Annotated in this window: 14 protein-coding genes and 1 CRISPR repeat array; of the genes, 12 read left to right on the forward strand and 2 right to left on the reverse strand. The window is 70.9% G+C overall.

What is annotated here, in order from left to right; translation table 11 throughout:
* Positions 1–61: 61 nt before the first annotated feature.
* Positions 62–1,291: an acyl-CoA dehydrogenase family protein gene (locus ABD224_RS12850; protein ID WP_344049619.1), complete on the reverse strand. Its 1,230-nt coding sequence runs from the start codon at positions 1,289–1,291 to the stop codon at positions 62–64.
* A gap of 1,040 nt (positions 1,292–2,331) precedes the next feature.
* Between ABD224_RS12850 and ABD224_RS12855 the strand changes: the two genes are divergently transcribed.
* The 3 genes from ABD224_RS12855 to ABD224_RS12865 all read left to right on the forward strand — a co-directional run bounded on the left by ABD224_RS12855 (position 2,332) and on the right by ABD224_RS12865 (position 5,133).
* Positions 2,332–3,645 carry a sulfite oxidase gene (locus ABD224_RS12855; RefSeq protein WP_344049620.1) on the forward strand — a complete coding sequence of 438 codons (1,314 nt, stop codon included), beginning with the start codon at positions 2,332–2,334 and terminating at the stop codon, positions 3,643–3,645.
* 258 nt (positions 3,646–3,903) lie between these two features.
* The gene (locus ABD224_RS12860) at positions 3,904–4,029 is read left to right on the forward strand and encodes a putative leader peptide (protein WP_344049621.1); all 126 of its coding nucleotides are present in this window, start codon (positions 3,904–3,906) and stop codon (positions 4,027–4,029) included.
* 147 nt (positions 4,030–4,176) lie between these two features.
* On the forward strand, positions 4,177–5,133 hold the full coding sequence (locus tag ABD224_RS12865; protein ID WP_344049622.1) for a glutathione S-transferase C-terminal domain-containing protein: 957 nt from the start codon (positions 4,177–4,179) through the stop codon (positions 5,131–5,133).
* A gap of 384 nt (positions 5,134–5,517) precedes the next feature.
* On the opposite strand, the gene ABD224_RS12870 is transcribed toward ABD224_RS12865, so the two are convergent.
* Positions 5,518–5,820 (reverse strand): hypothetical protein, encoded by a 303-nt coding sequence (locus ABD224_RS12870; RefSeq protein ID WP_344049623.1) that lies wholly within the window; start codon positions 5,818–5,820, stop codon positions 5,518–5,520.
* A gap of 267 nt (positions 5,821–6,087) precedes the next feature.
* Between ABD224_RS12870 and ABD224_RS12875 the strand changes: the two genes are divergently transcribed.
* The 9 genes from ABD224_RS12875 (at position 6,088) to cas1b (ending at position 15,943) form a co-directional block, all read left to right on the forward strand.
* Entirely contained in the window at positions 6,088–6,930 is an 843-nt protein-coding gene (locus ABD224_RS12875) for a helix-turn-helix domain-containing protein (protein WP_344049624.1), read from the forward strand.
* A gap of 5 nt (positions 6,931–6,935) precedes the next feature.
* Positions 6,936–7,121, forward strand: a complete 186-nt coding sequence (locus tag ABD224_RS12880; RefSeq protein ID WP_344049625.1) for a DUF397 domain-containing protein — start codon at positions 6,936–6,938, stop codon at positions 7,119–7,121.
* A 209-nt stretch (positions 7,122–7,330) separates the two neighbouring features.
* Positions 7,331–7,622: a CRISPR direct-repeat array (repeat unit 31 nt; unit sequence GGTCGGTGATCAACCCTGGAGGGATCGAAAC).
* A gap of 466 nt (positions 7,623–8,088) precedes the next feature.
* Positions 8,089–8,577: a CRISPR-associated endoribonuclease Cas6 gene (gene cas6 / locus ABD224_RS12885; RefSeq protein WP_344049626.1), complete on the forward strand. Its 489-nt coding sequence runs from the start codon at positions 8,089–8,091 to the stop codon at positions 8,575–8,577.
* Positions 8,574–10,013 carry a hypothetical protein gene (locus ABD224_RS12890; protein ID WP_344049627.1) on the forward strand — a complete coding sequence of 480 codons (1,440 nt, stop codon included), beginning with the start codon at positions 8,574–8,576 and terminating at the stop codon, positions 10,011–10,013. Before cas6 ends, ABD224_RS12890 begins: the two co-directional genes overlap by 4 nt.
* Complete coding sequence (cas7i, locus tag ABD224_RS12895) at positions 10,013–11,089, forward strand: type I-B CRISPR-associated protein Cas7/Cst2/DevR (RefSeq protein ID WP_344049628.1); 1,077 nt, start codon at positions 10,013–10,015, stop codon at positions 11,087–11,089. Before ABD224_RS12890 ends, cas7i begins: the two co-directional genes overlap by 1 nt.
* Positions 11,090–11,142: 53 nt before the next feature.
* On the forward strand, positions 11,143–11,787 hold the full coding sequence (cas5, locus tag ABD224_RS12900; RefSeq protein ID WP_344049679.1) for a CRISPR-associated protein Cas5: 645 nt from the start codon (positions 11,143–11,145) through the stop codon (positions 11,785–11,787).
* Positions 11,769–14,387, forward strand: coding sequence for a CRISPR-associated helicase Cas3' (cas3, locus tag ABD224_RS12905; protein ID WP_344049629.1), 2,619 nt, complete (start codon positions 11,769–11,771; stop codon positions 14,385–14,387). The genes cas5 and cas3 overlap by 19 nt, the downstream gene beginning before the upstream one ends.
* Entirely contained in the window at positions 14,384–14,962 is a 579-nt protein-coding gene (locus ABD224_RS12910) for a CRISPR-associated protein Cas4 (protein WP_344049630.1), read from the forward strand. The genes cas3 and ABD224_RS12910 overlap by 4 nt, the downstream gene beginning before the upstream one ends.
* Complete coding sequence (cas1b, locus tag ABD224_RS12915) at positions 14,963–15,943, forward strand: type I-B CRISPR-associated endonuclease Cas1b (RefSeq protein ID WP_344049631.1); 981 nt, start codon at positions 14,963–14,965, stop codon at positions 15,941–15,943.
* Positions 15,944–15,945 lie beyond the last annotated feature (2 nt).

The following is a 15,945-nucleotide window of genomic DNA, read 5'->3' on the forward strand; positions in this document are numbered from 1 at the left end:
GCCGCCTGGCGCACCCCGCTCATGCCCGGCCGGGGCGGGAGAACCGGGCGGCACCGCATGGTCAGACCGGCAGGACGAACGGAGGATGCACACCGTTGAGGAAGTAGTCCCCGACATCGCGGAGCCGGTGGGTGACGGGCTCGTACAGGGTGTGGGTCCGGGCATTGCGCCAGAAGCGGTCAAGGCCCAGATGCGAGGACGCCGAGCGGGCGCCGATGACGTCGAGGGCGCGGTCGGCGGACTCCCGCACGGCCCTGGCGGTGGCGGCTTCGGCCATGGACACGAGGACGGAGATCTCCGCGTACTCGTCGTAGGTGAGCTCCTCGCCACGGGTCAGCCCGCCGTGCACGGCCTCCCGCGCCTGATCGGTGAGCGCGGACGCGGCACGGGTGAGGACGGTGAGCTCCCCGTAGGCGGACAGCACCTGCGGGTCCTCGGGAGAGGCGGCCGGCCGGGCGGGGCGCCCGATCAGATGGCCCGCCCGGCTGTACTCGCGGACCTCGGCGAGCACCCCCTCGGCCATGCCGAGCCGGAGGTGGACGGAGAGGAGACGCCCGACCGGCGATGCCAGGGCGATCAGGGGCGACAGGACGTCCTCGTCCACGGACAGGGAGCCGAGCACGGCGTCGGCGGCGACCGGTACGGCGTCGAACTCCACGCTTCCGCCGGCCGCGAGCCGTTGCCCGAAGGTGTCGGCGTCGCCGTCGATCCCCACGCCGGGACAGGAAGGATCGACGACGACGGCGAGCGGTTCGCCGGTGTCGGCCCGTACGGCCCGCACCGCCAGGCGGTCGGCGACCAGGACCCCGGTGGCGTAGCTCTGCCGGCCGTCGAGCATCAGGCCGCCGGCTGTCTCGGTCAGCGTCAGCGGCGGTTCCTGACGGGCCAGACCACCGCCCCAGCACCACTGCTCGGCCGCGGACCGCCGCTCGATGCGCTCGGCGAGGGAGGGCTCGGCGAAGAACCGGGCGCTCCACGACAGGAAGAAGTGACAGCCGAGCAGTTGACCGATCGCACCGTCGGCCGCGGCGATCTCCCGGACGACGGCGTAGGCCGTGGGCCAGTCCGCGCCCCCTCCTCCGGACTCGGCCGGTATGAGGAGGGTCAGCAGTCCCGCCTCACGCAACCGGGACACCTCGTCGAACGGGGTCTTGCCCGCCTGCTCCCGGGCCACCGCGTCCGTGGCCAGATCGTCCGCCGTCTCGCGGGCCACGCGCAGCCAGTGCGCACGGCCGGGCCCGACCGGGTCGGACTCCGAGACGGAGCCGGACGACACGGCGGCAACGCCCATGGTGGTCTCCTCGGGATCGGTGACAAGGCGTGGTGTCGGGGTTCTCCTGCCGGTGGGGCCGCGCCCGGCCCGCGGTACGGACGCACAGGGCGGACGGGACCGGGTTCCCGTCCGTCCACCTCTGCCGCACGGTGCACAGGACCGGCGCCGCTCACGAGGCGAAGGCGGCGCAGGGCGAGAAGTCATGAGTCCGGTGGAGCGGCCCGGGCCGGAAGCGCCATGCCCAATGCCCATGACGGCCGTCCTTCAGGGGATGCCGGGCCGTCAGACGCGATGCGCAGGGAGCGCCTGATCACCTGGGATGCGGAGAAGGAGCGGAACGCCCCACGCACCGTGCGAGCCGCGTACCTACGCACGACAACAGGCGGCACTGGCGACATGACCGAAGTCGACATGCCGGCGACGAACGAGCCGCTGCTGCGTGGGGGGCATGCGCATCATCCTGCGCACCCGGCGAGAGGACCGTCAACACTTTCCCAGTAAATCGATAGGAAACATGGGGAATGCAGCGCCGCGGACGGGCTCACCGATCACCGCCGGCCACCGGACGGACCCGGACGAGACCGCCCTCCCGGACCGGGCACGGAGGACGGCCGGACGGATCCCGGGCCCCTGCCGCAAAAGCGCGGAGCGCCGACGGCAGCGCACGGACGGAAGCCGACCCGCACCCGATCCACGCGGGCGCACTACGCCCCTGCGCCCACCACACACGGAACCACTCACCAACGCCACGGCAAATGAACATGGTTGACGGAACATCAGATGTTCTGCTCAATTGGTCGCATGCATGCCGAGCAGCACCTGGTCACCCGTGACCACATCGACTTCGGCCGGGTGTGGTCCGCCTCGTGTCGCATCTGACGCGGCAGCGAGCCGTCCGACCGGCCTCTCCCTCCCTCGGCACACCCGTCGCGGGCCCAAGGCTCCTCCGTACGCTGCCGCACCCTCTCGCGCCGTGCCGCTCCTGACGCCTCCCCCGACGCCCGGCGTCGGCACGCCCACCCCGTGCCCGGTCTCCCCATCGACGACGAGGACCCGCCATGCCCCCATCCGCCGTACCCCCGCCCCGCCCCGGGACTCGCCCCGAGACCCGCCCCGAGACCCGCCTCGAAACCGCCTACGACCGACGCAGACTGCGTCAGTGGCTCGCCGGAGAAGCCAAGGCGGACGGGGTCAGCCGCCGCCACCTGCTCACCCTGCTCGCCGCCACGGCCGCCGCGACCGCACTCCCCGCGCCACTCCCGGCCCGCGCCGCCGACACCCCGGCGATCGTCAAACCGCTGCCGCCCGAGTGGTTCATCCAGCACGGCACCAACGCCGAGACCCGCTGGGAGGCCCTGCGCGGAACCGGCCACCACACCCCCAACGAGCTGTTCTTCGTACGCAACCACACCGCCACCCCCGTCCTGACGGCGCACGACTGGCGGCTGCGGCTGTGGGGCAGCGGGCTGCGAGGCTCACCCGGCGAGGACAAGCCGGTGGAGTTCGGGTACGACGACCTGCGCGCCCTGCCCTCCGTCACCCGGACCGCGTTCGTCGAGTGCGCCGGGAACGGCCGCGCGTACTACACGACCCAGCAGGGCGAAACGGTCAGCGGCACCCCGTGGACCCTGGGCGCGATCGGCGTCGCCCGCTGGCGCGGAGTGCCCCTGGCCGACGTCCTGCGCCGGGCGGGACTGTCCTCCCGCGCCGTGGACGTCCAGCCCCGCGGCCTGGACGCCGAGTACATCAGCGGCGGGGAGAACCTCGGCCGGGTGCGCCGCCCGCTGCCGCTGTCCAAGGCACTGCACGACGTCCTGCTCGCCTACGAGATGAACGGCGAGCCCCTGCCGCACGACCACGGGTACCCGGTGCGGGTCCTGGTGCCCTCATGGGTGGGGATCGCGTCGATCAAGTGGGTCGGCGACATCGAGGTGTCCGCACAGCCGCTGTTCTCACCCTGGAACACCACCTTCTACCGGCTGTTCGGCCCCTCCCACCCGAAGGACGGCAGCGCACCGCTGACCCGGCAGACGATCAAAAGCGCCTTCGAACTGGCGAACGGCGCCACCTTCCGGGCGGGAGAACGCCACGTGCTGCACGGCCGCTCCTGGTCGGGCGCGGGAGCCATCGCACGGGTCGACGTCAGCACCGACGGCGGAACGAGCTGGCGGCCGGCCCGGCTCCACGACCGCCCCCGCCCGGACACCTGGACCCGCTGGTCCCTCACCTGGACACCCAGGACACCCGGCACCACCCACCTCCTGGCCCGCGCCACCGACACCGCCGCCCGCACCCAGCCGGACACCACCGTGCCCAACACCCAGGGCTACCTGTTCGACGCGGTGGTACGCCATCCGGTGACCGTGGTCTGACGACGATCACGAGGACGATCACGAGGGAGGGAGAGACGGCGGCGATCCGCACAGCGCCCGGACCGCACGGGCCCCGGCATCCGCATCCGCGTCCGGGTCCGCCGTCCGGGCCTGCCCGCCTCCCCCCATGACAGGCCGGACGGCACAGCTTTCCGCCCGTCAGGTGAGACGCCGGACGGAACGGGGTAAGGCCCTCTTGACGCGGCACAAAGGCCGCCGGACTCTGCCGGAGCAGAGATCCCTCGTGGAGGGGCAGAAATGATGGAGCGTCTGGAGTCGTCCGCCGGCCACGCCCCGCGCGTGGGCCGGTCGTCTCTTCTGCTGACCTCCCGCCGTCACATCGACCTCCAGCGCGTCTGCAGCGCGACCGGCCTTCCGCGCTGAACCGGCGGTACCCACCGGCACCGCATCCGCATCCGCATCCCGCCGTGCACGGGTACGCGCCGACGCCGCCGCGTGCCCACCCCTCCACGTGCGCCGTACGCCGCACCTTGTGAGAACCACACGCCGGACCCGGACCCAGGGAGACTCATGTCCGCCGCACCCCTGACCACCGTGCCGTCCTTCCCCGCCCCGCCGTCGTTCCGGGGCAGGGTCGGCAGCGACGCGAGCAGCGGCTACTACCCCGCACCGCGTCGCTACCGCCTCCACCTCTCGCTGTCCTGCCCCTACTGTCTGCGGATCGCCGTCGCCCACAGCCTGCTCGGCCTGGAGGAGACCCTCCCGGTGGTCCTGCTGCCGGCGGTCCCCGACAGGCCCGACGGCGGACACTCCGCTCTGCGCCCGCTGTACGAGGCCAGTTCGCACCGGCATCCCGGACCGGCACTCGCACCGGTGCTGAGCGACACCTGGACGGGACGGATCGTCAGCACGCACACCCCGGACATCCTCCGGGACCTGGACCGGCGTTTCGGCGGCGACGGCCCCGACCGGATCACGCTGTATCCCCACGGCGCGGGGGCGGAGATCGAAGCCGTCGAACACCTCTGCGAGCACAGCATCAACCACGCCGCACAGCAGGCGGGGCGCGCCGACGCCGACGCCACGGCGCGCCGCACCGCCCTCGGCCGCCTGCTCAGCGCCCTGGACTCCCTGGAGGGGCGGCTCGCCCACCAGGACTTCCTCCTCGGCGACGCACTGACCGCCGCCGACGTGCAGGTGTGGGTCACCCTGGTCCAGCTCGACACCGTGCACCGCCTGCACCTGGACGCCGCCGCGGTCCACCACGTCGCCGACCACCCGCACCTGTGGGCCTACGCACGGCGCCTGGCCGCCCACCCCGCCTTCGGCCCGCACCTCGACCTGGACGGCATCGCCCGCAGGCACCACGCCCACTGCCGGGGACTGGAGGCCGCGGGGGCGGCGGTGCGGATCCTGGACTGGACGGCCCACCGCACGGACGGATCCGCCCACCCCTCCCAGGAGGAGCCGGACCGCCCCACGGAACCGCAGGACGCCCTTCACCTCCGCCCCTCCGGCTCCGCCTGACCCACGCCGGCACGGGCCCGCCGGGCCGGGAGCACGGACCGGACCCCGGCCCCCGCCCACGGCACTACCCCTGCCCGGAGAACGTGCCGTCCCCCGGAGACCTCCCCGTTCCTCTCCCCGTCCCGGAACGCTCCGCAGCGGCCGGCTCCTGCCGACTGCGCGCGTTGGCCTCGGCCACGCGGGCGCGGAGCAGTTCCGCCGGGCTGAGCGGCCGGACGTGCTCGGGGCCGGCGTTCCACTCCCGGCCGCCGGACAGGGGACGGAGCCGGAGGTCCGGGCCCTCGTGACCCACGACGACACCGACGCGGTCACGGGCGGTGTCGCGAACGGCCGTACCGGGCGGAGGAACGGGGTGGGGACCGGTGGGCCCGGCCCCGGAGGCGGTCATCGAGCGGCACCCTTCGCGATGACGGCGGCCAGCGCGAAGGCGACGGGGGCCGAACAGACGCCGAGATGGACAAGGGCGTACCGCGCACTGTCGGGCACCCCGATGTCGTCGTGCGCGGACCGCCCTTCGCCGGCGGGGACGGAGTCGTTCCAAGGAGTGCGGACGTCCATCGCGGGGAGCTGGATCCCGGCACTGGTGAGAGCGGCGGCGAGGGCGTCACGGGCGGCAAGGGCCTCTTGCAGCCTGGGGACGGGAGTGCGGGGCCTGGGGCGCTTGGGGAGCGGGTTCTGGTGTGACACGGGCGTCCCTCCAGTGAGACGAGGGGTCGGATGTGCGATTCGGGCACCGCGCTGACGTCCGGTGAATTACCGTGTGTAGTCGGCGCATCACGAGAATGACGCCGGGGTGGACCGGGGCACGCCGTCGACGCGGCGCCGTTCCCCGCCCCCGGGCACACGTGCCACAACTTCCACAAAGAGCGCGTGGGAGCGTGGGCACTGTGTCAGTACAGGCACGAAGGGCTTCCTGAACGGCCGACGACCAGGAAGCGCCGGAGGGGAGTCACCTTGCCGCAGCGACGCCTCGTCACGGGACGCAGCCAGGAACCGCGCCGACGGTTCGCCGAGGAGTTACGACAACTGCGCCTCGCCAAGGGCGACAGCCTGCGGCAGCTCGGGGAACGGCTGGGGTGGGACTGGTCGCTGTTCGGAAAGATGGAGAACGGGGAGACCCTGGGCGGCCCCGAGGTCGTCCAGGCACTCGACCAGTACTACGGGACACCGGGGCTGCTGCTGGCGCTGTGGGAACTGGCACGAGCGGACCGCACACAGTTCCGGGAGCAATATCGGCAGTACATGGCGCTGGAAGCCGAAGCGGTCAGCTTGTGGCATTTCGCGGTGAGCGTGCTGCCGGGGTTGTTGCAGACGCCTGAGTACGCGCGGGAGATCTTGGCAGCAGGCGGCCTCAGAGGCGACGAGTTGCAGCAGCAGGTTGACGCGCGAATGGGGAGCCGTGATCTGCTTGAGGGCGATGACGCCCCTCAGTTCCGGACGATCCTGTCAGAAGCCGTCCTCCGGACGCGACTGCGGGACGCCGGCGCTTGGCGGGAGCAGTTGGAGCACCTGGCGGAAGTCAGTGAGCGGCCGGGCCTGACCATTCATGTGCTGCCTTTCAGCGCGGGGCCGTACGGACTGGACAGCACGGACGTCTGGTTCCTGAGGATGCCTGATGGACGTACGGTGGCCTACACCGAGAATGCGTACCGTGGCGAACTGATTGAGGAATATGGTGCTGTTGAGCGCCTGCAACGCGCCTACGATGCGGTACGCGACATGGCTATGTCCCCCGCCGAGTCGCGCAAGTTCATCCTGCGCATGTTGGAGGAAGTGTCGTGCGACCCCTTGCCCTGAAGACCGTGACCTGGCGCAAGAGCAGCTACAGCAATTCCAATGGTGGCGCATGCGTAGAGATCTCCAGCGACTTGTTCACCATCGTTCCTGTACGCGACAGCAAGATAGAACACGGCCCTGTGCTCACGTTCGCGGCCGATGGCTGGACCTCGTTCGTGAACGCCATAAAGCGCGGCGAGTTGGGTACCTGACCCGCGTACAGGGCTACAGCACCCCCAGGTCGACTGCGTTGGCGCATCGGTGGCTTGTGCGAGGCGGCTCCGCGCTGCGATCAGCAGGAAGACCGGCAGCGATGGCGATGAAGTGCTCTGACCTGCGCAGTTGCATGACCGACGGGTTGCTGCAGTTCGCTTCGCTGCAAGGGCTGCGGAGGCTTGTGTGACCTGCGGCTTTACCCTCGGGTCGGTGATCAACCCTGGAGGGATCGAAACTGGCGGACGACGGTGTGCAGGTCACGGTTGCCGTGGTCGGTGATCAACCCTGGAGGGATCGAAACGATTGCAGTGGCACTCTGGCCTCACACGCCGGGCAGGTCGGTGATCAACCCTGGAGGGATCGAAACACGGCCCTTGCACGGGATTCGGGGGTGACGTGCCGTCGGTGATCAACCCTAGAGGGATCGAAACGTGAACAGGCCGCCCGCGGCCGGCTGCGGGCCCGGCGTCGGTGATCAACCCTGGAGGGATCGGAATACGGGCTCCAGGCCACAGTCAAGTCCATGGCCTGAAGCCCGTGATCGATCTCGGAGAGCTTGAACGCGACTTCGTGAAGCTTGTTCAGGCCCAGCCAGGCCCCCCTACCACAACACCTGGCTTTCTATCGAGGTTTCCTACTTTCTGCCCTACCCGGCATCAAGTCTCAGTACCGTGCCATGCATTGCGACTGCAGCAGGCCGAGTGCTCCCGGATGCAGCCGACCTCGGGATGGACATACGGATGCGAGGGGCTCTTGCGGGTCAGGGTTGACGTCGCGGCGGACGTGCCCTTTCTGGACTGGAGGGATGTACACGGTCCAGCACGTGCCGTGCTGTACGGGTTGCTGGAAGACCAGGATCCGCAGCTGGCTCGCTCGTTGCATGACGAGGGATGGCAGGGGCAGTCGCTGCGCCCGCTGGGGATGACGAGTCCGCAGTTCAGAGGAACGCCGCGGAAGAAGGACGTGTATCCGACGTCGCCGGACGGGTCGATCTGGTTCGGGTCGCCGGTACCGCAGATCGCCTCGACTCTCATCGCGGCGTTGGCCAAGCGCTCCGAGATCGTGTGGGGGGCCGCGAGGCTGCGTATCCGGGGCTTCGAGCTGGAGGTCCCCGAACCGGTGGTGGCGGACGAGAGCGCGTTGGTCGAGCTGGAGACTCGTACGCCGGTGGTGCTCAAGCACGAGGACCGGTATGTGCTGCCGGGGGACGGCCCGTACCTGGACCGTCTCAGGCACAACCTTGCGCACAAGGCGGATGTGCTCGGTCTGCCGGCGCCGCGAGAGGTGCGGCTGCTGGAGGCGGGGCCTCGGCGCCGGTTCAGTGTGCGGGGCGCGCCGCGGATCGGTGCGCGGGTGCGGATCGGGCTGGTGGCGGATCCGCGGTTCGTGGACGCGTTGCGGTCGTGGGGGCTGGGGCTGGACACGGTCCAGGGTTTTGGGTGGATACGGTGAGCGCGACCGCGGTCGTGCCGAGTGTGGTGACTGCGACGGGGCATCCGTTGCAGTGCGCGGGTGCCTGGGCGGTGGCGGTGCTGGCCCGGCGTTCGCGTCCGGAGGAGGTGACCGCTGCCGATCTGGACCGTGTTGTCGCGGTCGTGGTTGAGGACGCCGTACGGGCGGCGATCGCGGAGAAGGGCACGGCCGCGTACGACTGGTGGAAGGTTCTCTTCGCCCTCTACCCGAACTCGAAAGCCACGCACAGCAAGCGACCGCGTGATGCCGCCGTGCTGCGCGAGGCGCTGACCGCTCTCTTCGCGCCTGACGCGGTGGGCTCATCGGCGGGCGGGTGGCCGTGCACTTTCTGCGGGGCACGGGCCGGCGCGGTGTGGACGAAGTCGACGTTGCCGATGTTCGACACGAACATGGCGCTGAACACGCTGCCGCCGAATGTGCCGGGGTGGCCGGTGTGCCGGGGATGCCGTGTCGCCGCGTGGGCGCTGCCGTACGGGGCGTGGGTGACGGCGGGGTCCGTCACGGTGCTGATCTGTGAAGCACCGGGTGTGGAGCGGGAGTTCGTCGCGCGGAACGTTCGTGAGGCGCGGCGGATCATGCAGTTGGGGTTCGGGGCGCGCAGGAGTGGTGCTCGGCCCGAGCTGAGTGCCGTGCGGGCCGTGCGAGCGCTGCGTTCCGCTGTGCCGGCTGCCGCGACCTTGTGGACGTTCAAGAACGACAACCAGGATCCGTGGCTGCGCGTGGTCAGGACACGGCAGTCCCTGGCGCGTTTTCTGGCCGTTGTGGACGGCAACGCCGAGCCACGGCGCGGCTGGCGGCTGCTCGAACTGTCCCTGACGAAACGGGGACGTGACGGCCGGGTGGAGACGAGCGGTCCGGACGAGGCGGCGCGGTTGCTCTTCGAGTCCGATGACGGGCGCGGCCGTTCCCTGCTCCGGCACCTCCACCACCTGCTGCACCCGCGCGAGGACTCGTGGAATGAGCGGGACCGGGCCGCGCTGACCCGGCTCGCCTTCACCTACGCCGAGGAGATTCTGGGGATGAATCCGCACCTGGAGCCGGTGGCGACGCTGGTCGCGGACTGGATCGAGCACGGCAGCGGTGAGCCGCGGGGCCGGCTGGCGGAGTACCGGCGGGTCGCGTTGAACGACTACCACCTCGGCCACCTCCTGAACAGGGCGCAGTTCCGCCTCATGCTGGACGGAAGGCCGGTGGCGGCCGGACCGGAGGACTGGCGTCCGTTCATCGAGCGACGCCCGCGTGCCTGGGAACACCGCATGCTGCTGGCCGCTCGGGTCATCCAGCTCCTGCAGGAGCGGGACGTCAAGGTGAGCGATGCGGCGGGCAGTGCCGACGAGGAGACCGAGCGCCTGGTGGAGCAGCCCATTCTGGAGCCCGCCGACGGGGACTTCGGTGACGAGATGGGGGAGATGTAATGGCGTACCTCGCGGGCAGGATGGTCATCGCCGTGGAGGCGGGAGCGCCCAACAACGGCAAGGGCGAGGAGACCAGGGCACGCGTCAAGTACGCGCGTATCCGGGGGCAGTCCTATCCGTACGTGTCCGCCCAGGCCGTACGGCGCTGGATCCGTGACGGCATGGTGGAGCTGGGGTCGGTTCCCTCGCCCGTGACCCGGGTGGGCAAGGCGCAGGGCAAGGCGCAGAAGGCCAACACCGAGGCGGATCCGGTCCGTTACGCGGACGACGACCTGTTCGGCTACATGCGTGCCGGGGCGAAGAAGGACGACGCCGCCACCACTTTGCGCGACAGCCCCTTCATGCTGGGCACCCTGCTGTCGGTGGAACCGGTGCAGGTCACCGAGGACTTCGGGGTGATGTCCCGCGGCGTGATCGAACCGGTGCTGCACGGCCACGAGTTCTACACGGCGGACCTGGCCGCGCCGTTCCTCCTCGACGTTCCCCGGATCGGCACGTTCACCGTGCCCACCAGCGAGGGTGTCGGCCGGCCGAACTACCTCAGCCAGGAAGCCGCGCTCGCCGTCGCCGAGGCCGCCGCCGCGGGAGCGACACCGGTCACCTTCCGCCACCAGCCGGCCGTCCGGCTTCCCCTGGAGGAGCGCCGGAACCGGGCCGCGCTGCTGCTGGAGGCCCTCGCACACCTCAGCGGGGGCGCCAAGCAGGCCCTGCACTACGGGGACCGGGTCCCCGCGCTGCTCGTCGTGGTGCCCTTCCAGGGAGGGGTGAACCCGCTTGCCCACTGCATCGACAGCGAGCCGGGCGTCGGCGCACGCCTGCGGGGTGATGTCCTGCGTCAGGAGCTGCGGGCGTGGGAGGGGGAGTGGGAGCCTCCGGTACGGATCGGCTGGCGGCCCGGCTTCCATGACGAGCAGCGGCTTGTGTTCGAGAAGGAGTGTGCGGAGGAACTCGCCGCGGGCCGGATCGTGATCGATCACCCTCGTACGCTCCTGCGGAACCTGGCCGCCGAGCTGCGGGAGGGCCGGCACGACGGCTGGTTCGACGATCCGGTGCGGGAAGCACGGGAAGCGGCGTGACGGCGACCGGGCACGCGCTCCGGGGACATGGGGAGCCGGTGACGGCCCATCGGGTGCGTTTCTGGGCGCCGGTGGCGTCGTTCCGGGATCCCTTGTTCCCCGGTATGGCACATGGGCTTCCTCTGCCGCCGCCGTCCACGGTGCGCGGGCTGCTGGCGGCTGCCACGGGGGAGCGTGAGGAGACCCTGCCGTTCGGCATGGCCGCGTGGGCGGAGGGCGGTGGCGTGGATGCCGAGACCTACCACCCCATTGCCGCGGACGGCCGCAACCCGGCCGTCGCCGGGCGCGTCCGTGCCGTCAAGGGAGGCATGACGATCAAGGACCGGCCCTTCCTCGCCCACCTCCACCTCACCCTGTGGCTTCCCGGCGCCGAGGGGGAGCGGGTCGCCGCGGCCCTGCGCCGGCCCCGCTGGCCCCTGCGGCTCGGCCGTTCCCAGGACGTCGTCCACCTCGAGGAGAGCACGCGGACCGTGTTGGAACCGGCCGAGGAGGCGGCCGTCGACCACGCTCTCGCACCGGCCGGCGGACACACCATTCCCTTCGCCACCGTGCACCGGCTCGCCACGTACATCTCCCTCGACCGTCTCACCACCCGGTGGGACGACTACCTCTGGTGCGGCGCACCCACCGGGAAAGGGCCCGTCCGCAACGCGTGGACGGACGATCAGGAGCAGGCCGTATGGCTGCTGACCGTCTGAGCGGCGGCGCCGAGTCCGGGGGGAAGCCGGGAGAGGAACCGGGAGGGGACATCTCCCCGCTCCGTGCTCCTGCTGTCGTGAGCAGGCCGCCGGTGTCCCCGGGCGCCGGGCGGTCCGCCGCCGTGCGTCGCACCGTCCGGTCGCTCCGGCCTCGGCCGCGCCGTCTGGCCGACGTACGGGCGAAGTCGATGCCGGTGCACGATCCGGAACGTCTGACCACGCACTCCCGTGTCGTCAGGGAGACCGTGGACGGCATCCGTGCCCGGATCGGCGACGCGGGGGTGATCGCCCACGAGCCCGCCTTCTGGACACGGGTGGCCGCAGCCGCCCTGCTCCACGACACCGGGAAAATCGCGGAGGGCTTCCAGCGGCAGCTCCTTCCGGGCGGCCCGTACTGGGGCGAGCGCCACGAGGTGCTGTCCCTGGCCTATGTGGATCTCCTCGCACGCGCTGCCTCCTGGAGCGCGGACGACCGGCTCATGATCGCCACCCTGGTGGCCACCCACCACCGCCCGCTCCACGGTGCCGACGACCGGCGCCCCGGCCTGGCGTCCCTCTACAACGAGCACACCGACTGGCAGAAAGCCTTCACCCGCGTCCAGGCACCGGACGGCACCACCGTCCCCCAGGTCACCTCCGGAGTCCACCACGAGCTGGTTGCCTGGCTCGCCGGCATGCTGGGCTTCGACCCTCCGGCCCACCCCTCCGACGGGCTCACTCTCGCCGACCGGGCCAGAAACCTCCTCGACGACCTCCTCGACCACTGGAACGGAGCGCCACCCCCGGACCCGGCGGACGCGGACCACGACTGCGTCCGGAGCGAGACCGGGCTGCTGGCCGCCCTCGGCCAAGGAGCCCTGACCCTGGCCGACCACGCCGGCTCCGCCCACATCTCCCTGCAGACCCACCTGCCGCTGCCCGCCGACTACGACATCCACCCGCCGCACCCCCCGTACCCGCACCAGCAGCACGCCGCCCGAGTCAACGGGCACCTGGTGCTGACCTCGCCCACCGGCAGCGGCAAGACCGAAGCCGCCCTGGGCTGGGCCGCACACCAGATCCGCTCCATGCCCGGCCTGCCCCGCATCGTGTGGACCCTGCCCTACCGGGCCTCACTGAACGCCGCCCGCGACCGCTTCCGCCGCGATCTGACCCCCGCACCCGGCGAAGACCTCCCCGACATCGGCCTTCTCCACGGCACCGCCGCCCACACGCTCCTGAGAGAAGCCGCCGACGACGAATGCCCCACCGGCCCCCTCGACGACGGCCCCCGCGGAACGCGGCGGCCGGGCAGGACCGAACCGACCAAGACCATGGCCCGCCAGGCCCGCGCGCGGGTCAACGCCATGCGCCTGTTCGCCCAGCGCATGAGAGTGGCCACCCCCCACCAACTGCTCACGGCCGCACTCGCCGGCCCCAGCCACTCCTCCGCGCTGCTGGAACAGGCCAACTCCCTGTTCGTCCTCGACGAACTGCACGCCTACGACCCCCAGACCTTCGGCCGCCTGTGCGCCGCCATGCGCCTGTGGAAAGACCTGGGCAGCCGCATCGCCGTCCTGTCCGCCACGCTCGCCCCACCCCTGCTCCACCTCGTGCGGGAAAGCCTCACCGCTCCCGTGACCCTCGTACGCGCCGCACCCGGCACCGCCCCCGACCGCCACCGCCTGGCCCTGGACCCCGAACCCCTCACCGCCCCCGCCTCCCTCGACAGGATCCGCGGCTGGCTGCACGAAGGCCACAGCGTGCTCGTCGTCGCCAACACCGTCGACCGCGCCCGCACCCTCTACGAAGAACTCGCCGACGACGCACGGCAGGCCTGCCCCGGCGACCCGGACGCCGCCCTGCTGCTCCACTCCCGTTTCCGCCACCAGGACCGGGACGCACTGGAACACCGGCTGCTGCAACGCCATCCCGAACGCACCGCGCACGACACCGCCCGCCGCGGCGGACTCGTCGTCGCCACCCAGGCAGTGGAAGTGTCCCTCCAACTCGACTTCGACCGGGGCGCGGTGGAGAACGCACCGATCGAAGCAGTCGCCCAGCGCGCCGGACGCGTCAACCGGCGAGGCCGTCACCCCGATGGACCCGTCGAGTTCCGCGTGCACCAGGCCGAAGGACATCTGCCCTACGACGAAGGCGCGGTCAACGCCGCATGGCACGCCCTGACCACCCTCGTCACGGAAGGCACCACCACCTTCGGCGAACAGGACATCGACCGCCTCCTCCAACTCGCCTACGCCACCGAGTGGGGCACTGCCTGGGCCGACGAAGCGCGACGCTGCCGCGACGACTTCACCCGGTCCTTCCTCGCCTTCCAGGACCCCTTCCACGACCACAGCGACTTCGAAGAGGCGCTCAGCGAGCAGTTCGACGGAGCCGAGGTTCTGTGGCGGGCAGACGAAGGCGCCTACCGCAGCCTCGTCAAAGGCCCCGACGGCGACCCGCTCCTTGCCGCACGGCTTCTCATCCCGCTGCGCTACCGCCAGCTCAAACAGTTCAAAGCCACCTTCGACCCCGGCCTCGGCGTGCACATCACCGACGGCGACTACGACCCCGTTCTCGGCCTCCGCCGCCCCGCCGAACCGGAGACCGTCCTATGACCCACGCCCACCCCACAGAACCGGCCGCCCCCTCCACCAGCAGCGAAGACACTCCCTTGGGACACAGCGACGACAAACCCGAAGAGACCGCCCCCATCGGGGGAGTCCACATCAAGTACCTTCACCACTGCCCCCGGCAGCTCTGGCTCTACACCCGCGGCTACCGGCCCGAACACCGCAGCGATCTGGTCGCCTTCGGGGAGACGGTCGACGAGACGACCTTTACCCGCCGCCGCGACGTGGACCTCGGCGAAGCCAGAATCGACTGGGTCACCGCCGGTGCCGTCGTCCATGAGACGAAATCCTCCCGCACCCCCTCTCCCGCCCACGCCGCCCAGGTCCGCCACTACTGCCTGCTCCTGGAACGCCGCGGGATCGGTGTGCGCGGCGGCACGGTCCACTACCCCCTGATCCGGCGGACCACGGACGTGCCCTGGAACGCCGACGCCCGCTCCGAGTCCCTCGCCTCGGAAAACCGAGCCCGGGACGTCATCGCAGCCGCCGAACCACCGGAGCGCCTCACACGTTCAGCCTGCCGGGGCTGCTCGTACCGCGACTACTGCTGGGGAGACTGAGTGCCCGCCGCCACCCGCACCTACTGGCTCACCGAACCCTGCCGCATCCGCAGAGAGGACAACAGCATCCGCGTCGAACGAGCCGACGGAACACCGGTCCGCATCCCCGTGACCGACATCCAGGACCTCGTCGCCTTCGACCACGTGGACGTCAACACCTCCGCCATGTCCCTCCTCAGCCGCAATGGCATCACCCTTCACGTCCTCGACCACTACGGCAACCACGCCGGACACTTCGCCCCGGCCGAATCCATGGCCTCCGCCGCAGTCGTCCGCCGCCAGGTCGAGATCACCGCCGACACCACCCAGCGCATGACCATCGCACGAGCCCTCGTCCAGGCCACAGCGCACAACCTCCGCTGGGCCCTCGACACCGACCTCCTGAACCCCGCCCTGGAAACCCTGAACGCCAAACTGCCCGACTGCGGCGATCCCGACGCCGTCATGGGACAGGAAGGCAACTTCCGCCGGACCGCCTGGGCAGTCCTCGACACCCAGCTCCCCGCCTGGCTCCGCCTTGACGGACGCACCCGACGCCCTCCCACCAACGCGGGCAACGCCTTCGTCAGCTACCTCGACAGCATCGTCTACGCACAGGTCCTCACCGCACTGCGCAGCACCCCTCTCCACCCCGCCATCGGCTTCCTCCACGCCGACACCGACCGACGACGCAACACCCTCGCCCTCTACCTCGCCGAACCCTTCAAACCCCTTTTCACCGAACGCCTGCTGCGTCGCGCCGCAGCCCAGAAAACCCTCAAGCCCAGCGACTTCGAAACCGAGGTGGGCCGTGCCTCCCTCAGCCGGAACGGCCGCAAGAAGGTCGCCGGCATGGTCAAGGAGGAACTCGCCACCACCGTCTTCCACCGCTCCCTCAAACGGAAGGTCTCCTACGAGGAGCTCATCCACCTGGAAGCGCTCAAACTCGTCCGGCTGTGCCTCGAGGGCAAGCCCTACAAACCCTTCCGGCCATGGTGGTGAAC

The sequence above is a fragment of the Streptomyces thermoalcalitolerans genome (assembly GCF_039525155.1).
GTDB lineage: Bacteria > Actinomycetota > Actinomycetes > Streptomycetales > Streptomycetaceae > Streptomyces > Streptomyces thermovulgaris.